The 16,952-nt window shown below is 42.2% G+C and carries 13 protein-coding genes; 11 read left to right on the top strand and 2 right to left on the bottom strand.

Annotated elements, in window-relative coordinates:
• Nucleotides 1-34: 34 nt before the first annotated feature.
• Complete coding sequence (gene glnA, locus PENNN9_RS06415; protein ID WP_058368874.1) at nt 35-1,444, bottom strand: type I glutamate--ammonia ligase; 1,410 nt, start codon at nt 1,442-1,444, stop codon at nt 35-37.
• A gap of 740 nt (nt 1,445-2,184) precedes the next feature.
• On the opposite strand from glnA, the gene PENNN9_RS06420 reads away from it, so the two are divergent.
• From PENNN9_RS06420 to PENNN9_RS06440, 5 genes are all read left to right on the top strand, one after another.
• Nucleotides 2,185-2,808 carry an anthranilate synthase component II gene (locus PENNN9_RS06420; protein ID WP_058368875.1) on the top strand — a complete coding sequence of 208 codons (624 nt, stop codon included), beginning with the start codon at nt 2,185-2,187 and terminating at the stop codon, nt 2,806-2,808.
• Nucleotides 2,809-2,951: 143 nt separating this feature from the next.
• Complete coding sequence (trpD, locus tag PENNN9_RS06425) at nt 2,952-4,088, top strand: anthranilate phosphoribosyltransferase (RefSeq protein WP_058368876.1); 1,137 nt, start codon at nt 2,952-2,954, stop codon at nt 4,086-4,088.
• 47 nt (nt 4,089-4,135) lie between these two features.
• Nucleotides 4,136-5,005, top strand: a complete 870-nt coding sequence (gene trpC / locus PENNN9_RS06430; RefSeq protein WP_058368877.1) for an indole-3-glycerol phosphate synthase TrpC — start codon at nt 4,136-4,138, stop codon at nt 5,003-5,005.
• Between the two features lie 79 nt (nt 5,006-5,084).
• Entirely contained in the window at nt 5,085-5,816 is a 732-nt protein-coding gene (locus tag PENNN9_RS06435; RefSeq protein ID WP_058368878.1) for a Smr/MutS family protein, read from the top strand.
• 118 nt (nt 5,817-5,934) lie between these two features.
• The gene (locus PENNN9_RS06440) at nt 5,935-6,567 is read left to right on the top strand and encodes a DNA-3-methyladenine glycosylase family protein (RefSeq protein WP_058368879.1); all 633 of its coding nucleotides are present in this window, start codon (nt 5,935-5,937) and stop codon (nt 6,565-6,567) included.
• A 76-nt stretch (nt 6,568-6,643) separates the two neighbouring features.
• Here PENNN9_RS06440 and PENNN9_RS06445 read toward each other — a convergent pair whose 3' ends face one another.
• A complete protein-coding gene (locus PENNN9_RS06445) occupies nt 6,644-8,527 on the bottom strand; it encodes a mechanosensitive ion channel family protein (RefSeq protein ID WP_227511751.1) in 1,884 nt (627 codons plus the stop codon).
• A 459-nt stretch (nt 8,528-8,986) separates the two neighbouring features.
• Here PENNN9_RS06445 and PENNN9_RS06450 point away from each other — a divergent pair, with 459 nt between their 5' ends.
• From PENNN9_RS06450 to PENNN9_RS12535, 6 genes are all read left to right on the top strand, one after another.
• Complete coding sequence (locus tag PENNN9_RS06450; protein ID WP_058368880.1) at nt 8,987-10,927, top strand: TonB-dependent receptor domain-containing protein; 1,941 nt, start codon at nt 8,987-8,989, stop codon at nt 10,925-10,927.
• A 314-nt stretch (nt 10,928-11,241) separates the two neighbouring features.
• Nucleotides 11,242-12,666 (top strand): adenosylhomocysteinase, encoded by a 1,425-nt coding sequence (ahcY, locus tag PENNN9_RS06455; protein WP_058368881.1) that lies wholly within the window; start codon nt 11,242-11,244, stop codon nt 12,664-12,666.
• Between the two features lie 13 nt (nt 12,667-12,679).
• Nucleotides 12,680-13,528: a methylenetetrahydrofolate reductase gene (locus PENNN9_RS06460; protein ID WP_058368882.1), complete on the top strand. Its 849-nt coding sequence runs from the start codon at nt 12,680-12,682 to the stop codon at nt 13,526-13,528.
• A gap of 206 nt (nt 13,529-13,734) precedes the next feature.
• On the top strand, nt 13,735-14,604 hold the full coding sequence (locus PENNN9_RS06465; protein ID WP_058368883.1) for a 16S rRNA (uracil(1498)-N(3))-methyltransferase: 870 nt from the start codon (nt 13,735-13,737) through the stop codon (nt 14,602-14,604).
• Between the two features lie 121 nt (nt 14,605-14,725).
• Nucleotides 14,726-16,459, top strand: coding sequence for a GGDEF domain-containing phosphodiesterase (locus PENNN9_RS06470; protein WP_058368884.1), 1,734 nt, complete (start codon nt 14,726-14,728; stop codon nt 16,457-16,459).
• Nucleotides 16,460-16,842: 383 nt separating this feature from the next.
• Nucleotides 16,843-16,952, top strand: a 110-nt coding sequence (locus PENNN9_RS12535) for an acyl-CoA dehydrogenase N-terminal domain-containing protein (RefSeq protein ID WP_197409082.1), incomplete at its 3' end; no start/stop codon positions are given.

Genomic DNA, 16,952 nt, shown 5'->3' on the forward strand with positions numbered 1-16,952 from the left:
CTTTATAAAACTCATATTAAGTATTGACGATAGATTAGCAGCTGTAATACAGATCGAATTCTACTGGATGCACTGTGACATTAACGCGTTGCACTTCCTCTTCTTTTAGCGCGATGAACGCTTCAAGCATATCTTCAGTGAAGACATCGCCTTTTAATAAGAACTCGTGATCATCACGCAATGCTTGTAGCGCGATTTCTAAGTTTTCTGCAACTGTTGGAATTTGTGCTTCTTCTTCTGGCGGCAAATCATACAAGTTTTTGTCAGCAGCATCGCCTGGGTGCATCTTGTTTTGAATACCGTCAAGACCAGCCATTAGTAGCGCGGCAAAAGTTAGATATGGGTTAGCCGCTGGATCAGGGAAGCGTGCTTCGACACGTACCGCCTTTGGACTGCTCACATGCGGAATACGGATAGATGCTGAGCGATTAGAAGCAGAATATGCCAGTTTGATAGGCGCTTCGTAATGTGGTACTAAGCGTCTGTAGCTGTTAGTCGATGGATTGGTAATCGCGTTTAACGCGCGGGCATGATGGATGATACCACCGATAAAATAGAGCGCCGTTTCAGACAGACCAGCGTACTCATCTCCTGAAAAAGTGTTGACACCGTCCTTTGAGATAGACATATGGACGTGCATACCAGAACCATTATCACCAACTACAGGCTTTGGCATAAAGGTTGCGGTTTTACCAAACTGATGCGCAACGTTATGTACGACATATTTTAGTTGCTGTACTTCATCGGCTTTACGCACTAGCGTATTAAACGCCACCCCAATCTCAGACTGACAAGGCGCTACTTCATGGTGATGTACCTCAACGCAGCCCTCCCCAATGATCTCTTCTAGACGCTCACACATGACCGAACGCATGTCTTGTGAGCTATCGATTGGTGGTACAGGAAAATAGGCACCTTTCACGCGCGGACGGTGACCCATGTTGCCCCATTCATAATCGTTATTCGTCGACCATGCTGCTTCTTCAGCGGTAATTTTATGGCTCACACCTGACATCTCAATCGACCATTTTACATCGTCAAAGACGAAAAACTCAGGCTCAGGACCAAAATAAGCGGTGTCACCAATACCCGTCGATTTGAGGTACTCTTCTGCACGGCGAGCGATAGAGCGCGGATCGCGGTCATAGCCTTGTAGCGTTGATGGCTCAATGATGTCACAGGTAACGACCACAGTAACAGCGTCAAAGAACGGGTCAACAAACGCGGTCTCTGGATCAGGACGCAGTATCATATCTGAAGCTTCGATGCCTTTCCAGCCAGCGATAGACGAGCCATCAAACATTTTGCCATCTTCCATCACCTCTTCATCAACGCTATGCGCCGGAAAGCTGATGTGTTGCTCTTTACCGCGAGTATCGGTAAAACGAAAATCAACCCATTTTGCACTAGATGATTTGATAAGATCCAGTAATTTATTGGACATGAATAGTCTCCCTTATAGTGGTCATGTTGTTACGTTTATTGTTCAATTCTAAGATGCGACATTTACTATTATATTTAAGTGTTGGTTTAGATTTATGATGGTAGTAATGCTCAACCATTCTCCTCTATCACTCATAAGCTCATACAATGCTGGCGCTATTTTAGCAATATCTATTCAATAATGCTGGACAGTTATAACATCTTAAGGAGCTTATCCGCTAGATTTTAACCTTAAACTTACAATAAGGAATGATAGGATATAAATTTATACCAGCATCATGTTACAAATATAGGGGTGCAAAGCTTGTGCCAAACTTATTTTTTGATAACGATTTAAACTTGCTTTTGGCCTCTAAGCCGTAATAAACATAGGATAGTTCTAAAAACACGATATACACTGTACAAACCAGTTTTAACAGACCAATCTTATAATATGCACAACGATGAAAAGCTCTAACGCAGTATTTGCACCAAATTAGTGCTTTATATCTTGAATTGCCGCAAAATAGTGCGTAATAATTTTATTTTCATATAAAGTATGGATTGTTCTAAAAGATGTGTTTGTCTCAAGATATAAGAGTTGCAAAAATAACCAACTGCTATATGTGACGTTTGATACCCAGCAAAATAGTGGTAAGATATTCAGCCTCTATAAAACATGCTAATTGTCTGCATATATAACAGTAAAAGGTATAATAGTAGAGCATTTATAAAACATCACACCAACAGGTTGAAACCAGAATGATTCTAATGATCGATAACTACGACAGCTTTACGTACAACATTGTACAGTACTTCGGTGAATTGCAGCAGGACATCACCGTCTGGCGTAACGATCAGGCCACTATTGAACAAATAAAAACGCTGGCTCCTGACGTCATTGTCATTGGTCCTGGTCCATGTGATCCGGATCGTGCCGGTATCTCCTTAGAGGTTATTGACACTTTTAAAGGTGTTATTCCTATCTTAGGTATATGCCTAGGTCATCAGGCCATTGGCCAAGCATTTGGTGGTCAAGTGGTCAAAGCTGGCGAAGTGATGCATGGACGTTTATCGGCTGTTTATCATACAAATAAAGGTATTTTTACTGATTTGCCTAACCCTTCACAAGTTACGCGCTACCATTCTCTTGTCGTTGATAAAACCAGCTTACCTGATTGCTTAGAAGTGACCGCTTGGACGCAAAACGCGGATGGTAGCATTGAGGAGATCATGGGTATACGGCACAATACTTTTGCCATCGAAGGGGTACAATTTCATCCTGAGTCTATCTTAAGTGAAGCAGGATATCAGCTGCTTAATAACTTTTTACAGACCCATAATTTGGCCGTATTGTCTGTAGATGAGTTGCCACAAGTGGGATAACTATTGTGTGTGCCTTTATATGAAGCCTCAATACCATAGCTTGATGCATAGTGCTCATGCTAAAACTATCTTGAAAAGATAAGTCAACGCGCGCAAAAAACCAATTAAAATTACTATAAAAGATAAGAAGAAGTGAGAATTTAATGACTATTAATCAGTTACAGGAAGACTATAAACCAGCCGCTGATATACCAAGTTATATCGCACAGCTATCAGATGAAGAAACGCACAAACTGCTAACCACAGCGCTGGCTAGAATATTTCAGCACATTGATCTGACGTTTGATGAGATGTATAAAATCATGCTGATTATTATGCAAGGCAGATGTAGCGATGCCATGATGGGTGCTATATTGACGGGTCTACGCATGAAAGGCGAATCCATCGACGAGATTACTGCATCAGCCAGTGCCATGCGTGCCTTGGCGGCCAATATAGATCCAAAAAACTGCAGTTATTTGGTCGATATCGTCGGTACTGGCGGCGATGGTGCCAACTTATTTAACGTCTCCACTGCCTCAGCCTTGGTCGCGGCCGCAGCTGGTGCACAGGTGGCTAAACACGGCAACCGCGGTGTGTCTACCAAGTCAGGCAGCTCAGATTTACTCGAGCAGGCCGGAATTAGTTTGGCTCTCACCCCCGATCAAGCCAAACAATGCATAGAAAACGAAGGGGTTGGCTTTTTGTTTGCACCCAATCACCACAGCGCCATGCGTTATGCCAACCCAGTACGCCGCGAGCTAAAAGCGCGGACGATATTTAATATCTTGGGGCCTTTGACCAACCCTGCCAGTGTACCCAATTTGGTGATTGGCGTCTTTACTGCCGAGCTGTGTGAGCCTATCGCTAAAGTGATGAAAAACTTAGGCGCGCGTCACGTTATGGTGGTCGGTGCAAAAGATGGCTTGGATGAGATTAGCCTTGCTACTTCTACAACCGTCGCCGAGCTAAAAGACGGTAAAATAACGGTTTATGAGATGATGCCAGAAGATGCCGGTGTCGAGTCACAAACCCTTATCGGTCTTGATGTAGACTCGCCAAAGCAAAGTCTAGAGCTAATACGCGCTGCCCTATCAGGTACAGACACCCACGACCGTGCAGTACTCAAAGCACGAGACATGATTGCACTAAACGCAGGCGCTGCTATATATACGGCGGGACTTGCCAGCAACTATCCAAATGGTGTCAGTCGCGCACAAAAGGTGATACAAAATGGTGACGCCTTAGCCAAACTTGAGTCTTTAGCGCAATATAGCCAAAAGCTTGCTGCTAGCGCTTAATTTAAACATCATTGCCCATTTACCTTTAACGATAACTGGATACGAGCATGACCCATACAGACATACCTTCAGTATTACAGCGGATTGTCGCGACCAAGCAAGTCGAGGTAAAAGCGGCTCGTAAAGCGCTTTCTCTTGTAGACCTGCAGACACAAGTAGCGGCCGACAAGCGACCGCGTCGCGGCTTTGCTCAGGCATTGCGCGCGGCCAGCACTAAGGAGAGAGGTATCGGCATCATTGCTGAAATCAAAAAAGCCTCTCCCTCTAAAGGCATCATCAATCATAACTTTGCCCCAGCGTTGTTTGCCCAGCAATATGAGCAGGCAGGGGCTAGCTGCTTGTCTGTTCTCACCGATCGCGATTATTTTCAAGGTGATGATAGCTACCTTATCGCCGCTGCCAATGCCGTAAGTCTACCGATACTACGCAAAGACTTTATGATCGATGTGTACCAAATTTATCAATCCTACTTGATGGGCGCTGACTGCATACTACTCATTATGGCTTGCCTTGATGATGAGCAAGCACAGGAGCTGCATGCCCTCAGTATCGAGCTGGGTATGGATGTATTGATTGAGGTACACACCGAAGCTGAGCTTGAACGCGCGCTCCAGCTACCACGCTCCGAGCACAATATCTACGGTATCAATAATCGTGATTTGAATACTTTTGATGTCGATCTGCAAACCACACTCGATCTAAAAAACATCTTAATTGATGCGTTGACAGCTGATGCTGATAATACCGCGCAACAAGCCCTTATCGTCACTGAAAGCGGGATTCATAGCAGCGCTGATATTCGTCTAATGCTAGATAACGGCATCCAGCATTTTTTAATCGGTGAGCAGTTCATGAAAACCGATCATCCTGGACAAGCGTTACAATCCTTACTTGCAGGCGTCGCTACAGACGAGTAAAGTAGCGAAAAACGCCCCTTGTATACATTGTATAAACGCTCAAATCAATTTTTCATCAACCAACGATACATTAAATTTTATGTCAAACTCTCTATTTTCAAAAGAAATGCAGGACCAACTCAAAGAGCTAAAAGGCCAGTTGAGTAAAGGACGTGATACCAACTCGCCTGAAGGTGAAAACCAAAAACCGACAGAACCTGTGTCACTGCCAACTCAAAAGCAGGTCAAAAAGACGGTTAAACAACTAGACAGTGAACATATCGATGATGATAAAGTGCTGTTTATGCAAGCGATGCACGGTGTAAATCAGCTTGAAGACAAAAATGTACGCTCTCCTGTTAAAAGCAATAAAGCTGGCAAACCTGATGCCACGACTTTATCAAAACGTGCTGCCGCGCAAGGCAGTAATAGCGATGACCTAGGTGCAGGCTTGTCAGATATGCAAGCATTGCTCAACCCTGTCGCAAGCGAAGCCTATTTATCTTACAAACAGCCTACCTTACAAAACAAGATTTTTGATCAGCTTAAAAAAGGCAAGCTACGCTGGTATGACGCAGTAGACATTCACGGCTGCACCATCGAAGAAGCACGCGAAGCAATGACTCAGCTACTTAGCCAAGCCAAGCAAAAAAATGAAACCATGGTAAAAATCGTCCATGGCAAAGGTTCTGAGGCAATTCTAAAAACTTGCGTAAACGGCTGGCTACGTCAGCTGCCAGAAGTATTAGCCTTCTGCTCTGCTCCACCAAAGGATGGCGGTAATGGTGCGGTACTAGTACTGCTAAAAAAGCCTAAAGTCGATGGTGAATAAACCTTAGGGTAAAGCAAAAAAAGACTGCCGATAAGCAGTCTTTTTTTATACAAATACATTGCGTATTTCTTTGGAGCATGTTGCACTTTTTGTTGAATCTAAATAAAGTGAATCAATCATGAATATACAAACCCTTGACACTCCTGAACAGCTAATCACACATATCGATGCTTTGATAGCAATCGAGCCGAGATTTACGCCGGTCTACGAGCAAGTTGGCATACCAAGTCTCAGGCATAATACTGGTGGCTTTGGGCAATTAATGAGAGCGATGGTCGGCCAGCAGTTGTCTGTCGCTGCGGCAGCCAGTATTTGGCAACGATTGGTCGATGCAGACTTGACCACTCCTAGCATGATTCAGCACGCAAGCAATGACGCGCTCAGAGCCCAAGGCTTATCTAAACAAAAGACCCGCTATGTCCGCTCTTTAGTAGAGCACGATATAGACTTTGCGGCATTAGAAACCATGCCAAATGAGGCAGTAATAAAGACGTTGACTGCCGTTACAGGTGTCGGACGCTGGACGGCTGAGATGTATTTGCTGTTTTCTCTAAAACGCGCTGATGTCCTCGCTGTCGATGATTTGGCAATCAAAGTTGCCGCGATGACACTATTGGATTTGCCTGAGCGTCCCACGCCAAAACTATTAAACCATCTGACACAAGACTGGTCACCGCACCGTAGTGCGGCCAGTCTATTGCTTTGGTCGTATTACGGGTTAATGCGTAATAAAACTACTATCCCATTATAAAACTGATGACTTAACTTTATAATATTAATAATATCAAATATTTATAGCACCATAAGCAGTAGCGCAAACTTCTACTTTAAGGCTGATTCCATATAGAAAGACTAAAGTTCTTTTTAGCATGCTTAAATTTACGCTTTGCTAAAGCATAATTCCTGCTTTTTTGAGATTTTTTTGCCTCAGCCTTTCTAGTTTTTTCTTTTTTCTTATTAGATGCCTTATCCTTTTTATTACTATCGACATCTTTGTTTAAAATAATAGCATCATCTTGCTTGCCATCGGCATCCGTACTGGTATCGACATCATGATTAGTATTTTTTCCATTTTCTAATGGTTCAGCGGATTCACTTTGACTGTCGCTATTCTCACTATTATTTTTTCCTCCAACATTATTTTCAATATGATGTTCAAGCTCAGCTTGATTTACAATCAGCTGCTGCGTTGGTAGCGCATGCTCGACTTTGTACTTCGCTACCTGATTGAGCACATCAACGAACACGACGTTTTGTTTATCGTAGAATTCCATCACATCGTTGGCGTTGATATACGCTTGCAGTTGAATCACGTAGCAATCTTGGCGTAGCTCTAAGATATTGACCTGATTCCATTCTTGGTTGGTTAAATAATGCTCGTTTAAAAACTCGTCTAAGTCTTTTACCATCTTAAAGACTACTTCGATATCAGCAGTACGTTTAAGATACAATTGATGGTAAAAGCGGAACATATCACGAGAGGTAAAGTTCTCAATTTGCATGGATGAAAAATCGCCATTAGGCACGGTCACAATGGTTCGTGATAGCGTACGTACGCGCGATGAGCGAATACCGATATCAATTACCGTGCCTTCATACGTGCCAAACTTACAATAGTCACCTATCCGCACTGGCGAATCTGCCACTACGACCACACTACCAACCAGATTTTCGATGGTCTTTTGCGCACCAAGTGCTAATGCTAAACCACCAACCCCCAATGCGGCAATACCAGTCGTCAAATCAAAACCCAAATTGCCAAAAATGACAATTACTGCAAAAATAAGCAGCAAGGCTTTGACGACTTTTCGCAATAATCCTAATATAGAGACGCGTTCAGTATAGTTTTTCTTATAGCTTAGGTTAACCGCACGAGTAAAGATCGCATCGATGACTCGTAGCAGCAACCACGTTATTGCAAGCCAAGAAGCGATTTCAGTAAAACGGTTAACGGGTTCCCGTAGCGTTACCGACACGCCTGCATAGACCATCACCTCTGACAAGATCAATGCCATGATGACAACAGCCAGTGGCAAGATAACTTTGTCCGGTACAGGTAACGGGGTGTTGCGTACACGTGGGTAAACGATTTTTAGTAAATGATACAGTAGCCAAACCACGATATAAGTCAGCACAAAGCTACTAATAATCATAGTAAGCGCCGCGACCAAATCAGCCATTTGATAGCCAAATAGCTTCTTATCTTCTAGTGATTCAATCGTGTAGCGAGATACCAAAGTAGGCTCTGTATTTTCTAATACTTCTGGTACAGAGCTTAGCGTCTCAGTAGAAAACTGCCAATACTGCTCACCTTGCTTGGACACAACTCTTTCAAGTAATAATGGCACACTTTTTTCGCCAATACTGATATTACCCACGTTTTCTTGGCTTGGTGGCAGCTGATCGGTTAAGTTACCTTCAGGGGTATTATTGATTTGCAAGTCAGGCTGAAAGCGTCCACCAGCATCAAGCGCTTGCTTAAACTCGCGTACCGCCGTCGTTGGATTATCAGATTTGGACAAATTAAGATAATTACTTGCCAATAGATAATCGTTTTCGCCCAGTGCACTGATAAACCCTTGTACTGTATGGCGCGGCGTATCGCGTCCAAATGAGTCTGGCAATGTTTGACGTACGGTCTCTTCACTACTACCATTACTGACACCAAGCGCACCGGGCTCAGCAGCATTGACGCTATGAGGCCACATCATGCTCAGTAACATAAAGGCTAGAAGTACAATTACCATTAATGGCATCTTAATCAATGGCATTAATAGAGATAAAGCAGTATTAGAACTCAAATCACGCTTAATAAACAAAACCAACCTCTTAACTCTAGTAGTAGTACAATTGACAATAGGCAATGAACAATATCTGCCGCTATCATAACAATTATTCATAAAAGTAGTGGGTTTGATTGCAGGTTTTTATAGTAATTTATATTTTTAATTCTCATTTATACCTTGGTTCTTATCGCCTGCTAACTTATGCAAATAATGACGGCGTATTTGTGTGAACTTATCACAATTTATGATGAAAACCATTCACCTTACCGTGAAGAAACATTGGGTTAAAGTAGTTTATAAAGCCGTAACTTTTATAGATAATGAGCGCTGCTCCAACCATTTGACAGTTTTGGTAATTTTGGTTTGATAACTTTTGGATAATTTATGACTTTTTTGCGTTCATCTTCGACTACCTATCTTCGCCTAAGCGTTTTAAGCGCGCTTGGTTTATTTGCAGTTAATACTGCAATGGCAGCTACCTCTGAGAACACTTCCATCAACAATAGCAATCTACCACAAGTTGAGCTTGATAAAATCGTCGTGACGGCGACGCGGACGCCAACTAAGACCAGTAATGTCATTGCCCAAACTCAGGTCATTGATAGTGAGGAATTGCAGCGTTATCAGGGTCAAAGTGCACTTGAAGTGCTTAAGCATCAACTTGGGATAAGTCATTACACAAATGGTGGTCCGGGTACTACTTCAAACTTTTACATCCGTGGATACGGTAGCAACCAAATCTTAGTACTTATTGATGGTATTCGCTATAGCTCAATTAGTGCGGGCGGCGCGACCCTTAGCTTATTACCTGCTGATCAAATTGACCGTATCGAAATTTTATACGGTGCGTCAGGTTCTAGTATTTATGGTTCTGATGCCATGGGCGGAGTGATTCAAGTATTCACTAAGGGTGCCAATATCGATAGAAGTAATGTATCAGTAACTACTGGCGTAGGATCGCATAACGAATACTTATATGGTGCTAGTGCTCAGTTTCTTAATGAGAAAGGGACAACATTGAGTTTATCCGCCAATCGTAAAGAGACAGATGGATTTAATGCGACACTACCAAGTAGTTTGCCCTCTCAAACAGATAATGATGGGTTTAAAAGTGACAACTATAGTATTTCATTCGGCCAAAATATTAGCGATAGCTTGAAATTTGGATTAAGTGGACTTTATTCAAAGTCGACTACAGATATTGACGCTTATGATGACTACCTTACTAATGCCCCCGCTTTAAAGAATGCTTTTGCAGAACAAAATAATGGAGCTGCTAGTGCCTATCTTGAGCATTTTGATGACAGTAGCAGTACTAAATTCACTTATGGCTACAGCATTGATGAATCAACAACCTACGAAACGGATGTAAACAATGGCAGTAAATATGATAATAACCAACAACAGATAAGCTTAGTGAGAACTCAGACGTTGCCTATTGGTAAAGCCATTATAGGTGCTGAACATTTAAATCAAGAGCTGAAATCAAATGTATATGATGCTAATGATCGTAAAGTAAAAAGCGGCTTCCTAAGCTATTTAGTCTCGCATAACAATATCGATGCCCAAGCTAATGTACGTTATGATGATTACTCTGACTTTGATAGTGAAACGACTTATAACTTAGGAGCAGCCTATCATCTTACTCCAGAATTTCGAGTAGGAGCTAATTATGCAAAAGGCTTTCGCGCCCCTACTTTTAATGACTTGTATTACCCAAATTCAGGTAACCCTAACCTAAAACCTGAAACCAGCGATAACTATGAGGCATTTATTGAGTACAATACGGGGCTCCAATCCACACGCTTAACCGGCTATCATAATAAAGTTGACGATTTAATTAGTTTCGTTTCAATATTTGATACTGATGGTAAATATGCTGGCGGTAGCAGTGAAAACGTTGATAAAGCTAAAATTAAAGGTTTAACCTTAACATCAGACTGGGTTCTTGATAGCTACTTATTTGGTGGAAGTTATGATTATCAGCAAGCTAAAGATGATAGTGGTAAAGCCAATGACGGTAACTTTCTTGCCATTCGTCCTGAACATAAGGGTTTAATTTACATCGGATATCGCTTACCAAGCTTAGATATTCGTGCTGAATATCAATATGTAGATGATTACTATAGCGGTATTGATAATACTGATAAACAACGTGTTGACAGCTATGGCTTGTTGAATATCAGTGGTAATTACCAATTGACTGATAATTTAACAATGACTGCCCGTTTAAACAATATTACTAATAAGAAATATGTGACTTTGCCTGGTTATAATACCGACGGCACCAACTTCTTCACCTCACTCACCTATAACTGGTTCTAAAAGTATTTAGCTTCATAACACAGCATGTATATAAATAATCAAGGCTATCAATCGATGGCCTTTTTTTATGACTTACCCACTTATTATTTATATCAGCCAATAGGTGACAAATTAATCCTCATCAATTACAATAACGACCTCCGAGAGGTGTTGCGCCATAATCATCGATTACTGCACTTAAGCTTTATTGCTTTGCAAATCAATCATTATGTTAGGCTCGGTTAACTGTTTATTACCATTTTTGGTTATGAGCAGCGCAAATAACGGCACCTGCGTTTTTATTCTTTTTATCTATTAACTGATAGGAGCATATTATGGACGCAGTGTCTAACACCCCATCTGCCCATACGATCGACCCCTCTTTCACTGACTATAAAGTCGCCGACATCAGCCTTGCTGATTACGGTCGCCGTGAAATCACTTTAGCTGAAGCCGAAATGCCTGCCCTGATGGGTTTACGTCGTCGCTACGAAGCCGACCAACCGCTTAAAGGCGCAAAAATCGCTGGCTGTATCCACATGACTATTCAGACGGCTGTCCTTATCGAGACGTTAGTTGCGCTCGGTGCGGAAGTACGCTGGACCTCATGTAACATCTTCTCAACTCAAGACCATGCTGCTGCGGCGATTGCTGCTGCTGGTATTTCTGTTTATGCTTGGAAAGGCGAAACCGAAGAAGAGTACGAGTGGTGCTTGCGTCAACAAATCCACGTTGGCGGCGAAGCGTCCGGTCAGCTTTGGGATGCCAACTTAATCTTGGATGATGGCGGTGATTTGACTGCTTTGATTCATAACGATTATGCCCAAATGCTTGATAACATCCATGGTATCTCTGAAGAAACTACTACAGGTGTCCATCGCTTAGTTGAAATGCTGGGTAAAGGTACGCTAAAAGTACCGGCTATCAACGTTAACGACGCGGTTACCAAGTCTAAAAATGACAATAAATACGGCTGCCGTCATAGCTTAAATGACGCCATCAAACGTGCTACCGATATGTTCCTTGCTGGTCGCCGTGCGCTAGTCATCGGCTATGGTGATGTGGGTAAAGGCTCAACGCAAAGCTTACGTCAAGAAGGTATGATTGTCCGTGTATCAGAAGTTGATCCTATCTGTGCTATGCAGGCGTGTATGGACGGCTATGAAGTATTATCGCCTTACATCAACGGCGATAACACTGGCGGCGCAGAAAACATCAACACTCGCCTATTAGAAGATACTGACTTAATTGTTACCACTACCGGTAACTATCACGTTTGTGACAAACATATGTTAGCCGCGCTAAAACCGGGTGCGGTCGTCTGTAACATCGGTCATTTCGATACCGAAATTGATACGCAATTTATGCGTGACAATTGGCGCTGGGTTGAGATTAAGCCACAAGTGCATCAAGTGTTCCGCTCGGATGACAAAAACGATTATTTGATTTTGCTTGCTGAAGGTCGCTTGGTGAACTTAGGTAATGCCACTGGTCACCCATCGCGCGTAATGGATGGCTCATTTGCTAACCAAGTATTGGCACAAATGTATCTGTTTGAAGAAAAATTCGCTGAGCTGCCAGTCGATGAGCGCTTTGATAATTTATACGTTAAAGTTTTACCGAAAAAACTTGACGAAGAAGTTGCGGCGGCAATGGTTGCAGGCTTTAACGGTACATTGACGAAACTGACTGAAAAACAAGCCGAGTATCTAGGCGTACCTGTCGAAGGTCCGTTTAAGCCTGACGCTTATAAATACTAATAGGAGTCAGACTGTGACTAAGCCTGCTTTCTCCTTCGAGTTTTTCCCAGCCAAAACTGAGCAAGGCCATGAAAAGCTCCTCAGTACTTATGATGAGCTCAATAAGCTATCACCTGCGTATTTTTCGGTGACTTATGGGGCTGGTGGCTCGACTCGTAGCCGCACCTTAAATATCGTCCAAGCATTATGTGCGCGCGGTGAGACCGATATTGCGCCGCACATGTCTTGTATCGGTGACGACAAGGCCGAGATTGCTGAGCTTCTAACGCATTATAAAAGTCTAGGTATCAAGCGTCTGGTTGCCCTACGCGGCGACTTACCCTCAGGGCAAGTCGGCATGGGTGAGCTACCGTTTGCACTAGACTTGGTCAAGTTTATTCGGGAGCATTCAGGCGATCATTTCCATATCGAAGTGGCCGCGTACCCTGAGATGCACCCACAAGCGCGTAGCTTTGAGTTTGACGTTGATAACTTGGTTAATAAGTACCAGGCTGGTGCAAATGCGTCTATCACGCAGTTTTTTTATAATGCTGATAGCTATCTATATCTGCGAGACACCTTAGAAAAACGCGGTATCGATACTGCTGTTCAGCCGCTGGTTGCAGGTATCATGCCGATCACCAACTCAAGTAACTTAATGCGTTTTGCTGATAGCTGTGGCGCTGATATTCCGCGTTATGTGCGTAAACAATTGGCTGACTTTGGCGATGACCGCACAGCCATTCGTGAGTTTGGTTTTGAAGTGGTTTATCGTCTGTGCGAGCGTCTTATCAGTGAGGGCGTGCCAGCCATGCATTTTTATAGCATGAATAAAGTTGAGCCAAACAAGCGCTTGGTAGAAGCCTTGGGTCTTGTCTCTTAGTTCTTATAACAGATTATTTATAGTAACTGGCGTTCTTCGGAGGGCCAGTTTTTTTGTGCTAACTATAAATTATCATTGCCATACTACCTTTATAAAAAATGTACTTTTAAATTAAGCTCTATTTACTATAGAGATACTTTTATCTAAACAATATTTTGCTAAAATATCGAACAACGTTATTGTTTAAAACATAGGATTTAGTAATTGTGAGACGCTTTTTTTATGCTACTAGCAGTGATACTGATGCCAATTACCCTAAATTAAGTACTTTCTCTATTGGTACAGATATCGCTTTGACAGAAAGCATCGTACATCATTGGGGCCGTGTACTACGTGCAAATGTCGGAGATGAAGGTATTTTATTCGACGGCTTCGGTGGCGAATATCATGTAAAGCTGCAAGACATTGGCAAAAAAAACGCCACGGTTACGTTATTGGCTCATATCGGTGAGGATCGTAGTGCGCCTATCCATACCAAAATAGGTTTGGTTATGAGTCGTGGAGATCGAATGGATTATGCGATTCAAAAGGCCACTGAACTAGGTGTGACTGGTATTCAATTATTAAGCAGTCATCATGGTGAGGTAAATTTAAAGCCTGCACAAGTAGACAAGAAGCTTCTACACTGGCAGCAAGTGGCTATTGCCGCAAGTGAACAGTGCGGACTAAATCGGCCGCCTCTTATTTTTTCCCCTATCTCTATCCATGACTGGCTGCAAGGCTTAAACACCAATACTGCAGGCAGACAAACAGCTGTTAGCCCTATTGTCACTATGCTTAATCAAGACCCTTACTACCAGATATTACAGCAGCCAGCTGATCTACGTATGCAGCTTAGTGTACCAGCGCCCGATCAACCTGCAATGCCTGAGTCGTTATTGACAGTATTGAAACAAGAGTTACCTTATATCGAACTAATCATTGGTCCTGAAGGTGGCCTTAGTGAAAAAGAACGCAAACAAGCAGTTGATGTTGGATTTATACCTTGGCAGATTGGCATAAGGGTCTTACGTACCGAGACTGCCCCTGTTGTCGCTTTAGCCACATTACATGCACTTTATCATCCGCACAAATAAAAAGTATAAACATCCCAATAAAATAAAAAATATCGGACAAATGTCCGCAAATTATTTACAATCGCTATTTTATAACTTTATTATAATATTAACATCCTTGCTTGACTATTGAGTCTCAATTATGACTACCTTTGCGCCCCTTTTGCCATCAGTTAAGCAGCAATTAATGACAGAGCTGTGCGAACGTCTCGAAGATGCTGTATTTATCTTGGACGCTAACTTACGCTACATGTCCATTAATCCTGCTTATGAAGTGATGATTGGTTTTGAAGAGCCGTATATGATTGGACGGCCTCTTGGTATATATGCTGCAGAATTCTTATCAGAAAAAGAACAGTCCATTTTAAAAGACATATCCAATCGACTAGATGATGAGGGGTTTTATGAAAATAATTTCGCTCTACTAAACCGTTATGGACGCACACTCAATTGTCATATATCTTATCGCAGATTTTATGTGGACAAAACTGTCTACTATGTTGGTATGGTACGTGACATCTCCTCAGTCGTCGAAGACCAACAACAAGTCGCGCATCTGCTCAATCATAATCAGCTTACAGGTCTACCCAATCGCAAAGTGTTTTTGAGTCAGACCAATGATGTTTTGATGGATAGCTTTCAAGAAGTGGTGATTATTCGAGCCAATATCGATCGTTATCGTATTTTGGTCAATAATCTTGGGCAAGACAATGTTGATGAGCTTATAAGAGAGTTCGTTGCTAGAGTAAATGCCCTTGAGCTCAACCAGCTACTATGTTTTTCACACTTAGGTGGCGATGACTTTGGACTATTGTTTGAGTTTAGTGATGCTCATTTGGTACGCCACGAACTCGATAGCTTGATGCATATGTGCGAGCGACCATTTGTCCTAAACAATACCAGTATTTATCTACAAATATCAGTTGGGGTCAGTTATTACCCTAAAGATGGTAACCAGTTAAGCAGCTTACTAAATAAAGCTGAAAAAGCGTTACACTACGCCAAAGAGCATGGCGGAGATGATGTTTGCTGGTATGGCGGAGATGATGTTTGCTGGTATAACGACGAGATAAATCACGAAACAATTGATAGCTTACAATTAGAGACTGAGCTGCGTGAAGCCATAGTGGCCAAGCAGTTCGTGCCATACTATCAACCCAAAGTCACATTAGAAACAGGCGCTATCGCTGGTTTTGAAGCGCTTGTACGCTGGCACCATCCTACGCGCGGATTGCTACAACCAAAAGATTTTATTGAAGCCATCATCAAGCATAAACTGTCATTTGATTTATTTTGTCAGATGGCTGTTCAGATCGCTGAACAGCTATGTATTTGGGAATCGATGAGTTTTACGCAACATGTATGCATCAATGCTGACGCTGCAGAATTCAGCCATATTGAGTTTTTTGACTTTGTAACCAATCTATTCACTCATCATTCTATTCAACCTGATCAGTTGCATATCGAAGTCACCGAGTCTTCTTTGATGCTGCGGCATGCAAGTGTTAAACAACAGCTTATCGCGCTAAAAGAGTTGGGAGTCTGTTTGTCTCTTGATGATTTTGGTACGGGTTACGCCTCTCTTAGCTACTTACAAGAGTATCCCTTTAATTTTATTAAAATTGACAAAAGCTTTATCGATAAAATCGTGAATAATCGTACTCAGTCTGCCATCGTTAAAGCTATTTTAGATCTGGCTACTGCTTTGGATATGAGTGCCGTCGCTGAAGGTATCGAGACTGAGCAGCAACGTGATTTGTTATTACAAATGGGCTGTCAATATGGACAAGGCTACTGGTTTGGACGTCCTGTACCTGCCGATATAGCAACCGATATGTTAAGACAATCAACTCTTCCAAACCCAAACTTTAGCTGATCTTAACTGTCCTTGTTACCAGACATACTGGCCTTTTATAGACTTGTACATCTACCGTATGTACGGTATCTACCACAACTTTGGTACTGTCTTTTTTTAAGCGCTAACGTTGATTGTATAAAGGATGCAAGATAGGTTCATGACTTATCAGTATTATAACCAAACTTGTATAATTTCTAGTGAACGCCTATCTTTTGAGGTGAATTTACTAATACAGTCATAATTCTTTTAGCATTTTTCAACGTTATATTATATGACCGATATCGCTGCCCTAAGTCTTTCTTGTAGGCAAATCTGATATCAGTAACATACTAACAGTCAAAATAATCACAAACCAAGTCGTTTGTTTGCTGTCGGTCATATCAAAAAAAGGACAGGAAGTTATGCAGTACAAAGCCCCATTACGTGATATTCAATTCGTTATGCATGAGCTACTTGATAGCGAAAGCCACTATAAACGTCTACCAAAATTTCAAGAACCCGATCGTGAGCT

Source organism: Psychrobacter sp. ENNN9_III (genome assembly GCF_001462175.1).
In the GTDB taxonomy this organism is placed as follows: domain Bacteria; phylum Pseudomonadota; class Gammaproteobacteria; order Pseudomonadales; family Moraxellaceae; genus Psychrobacter.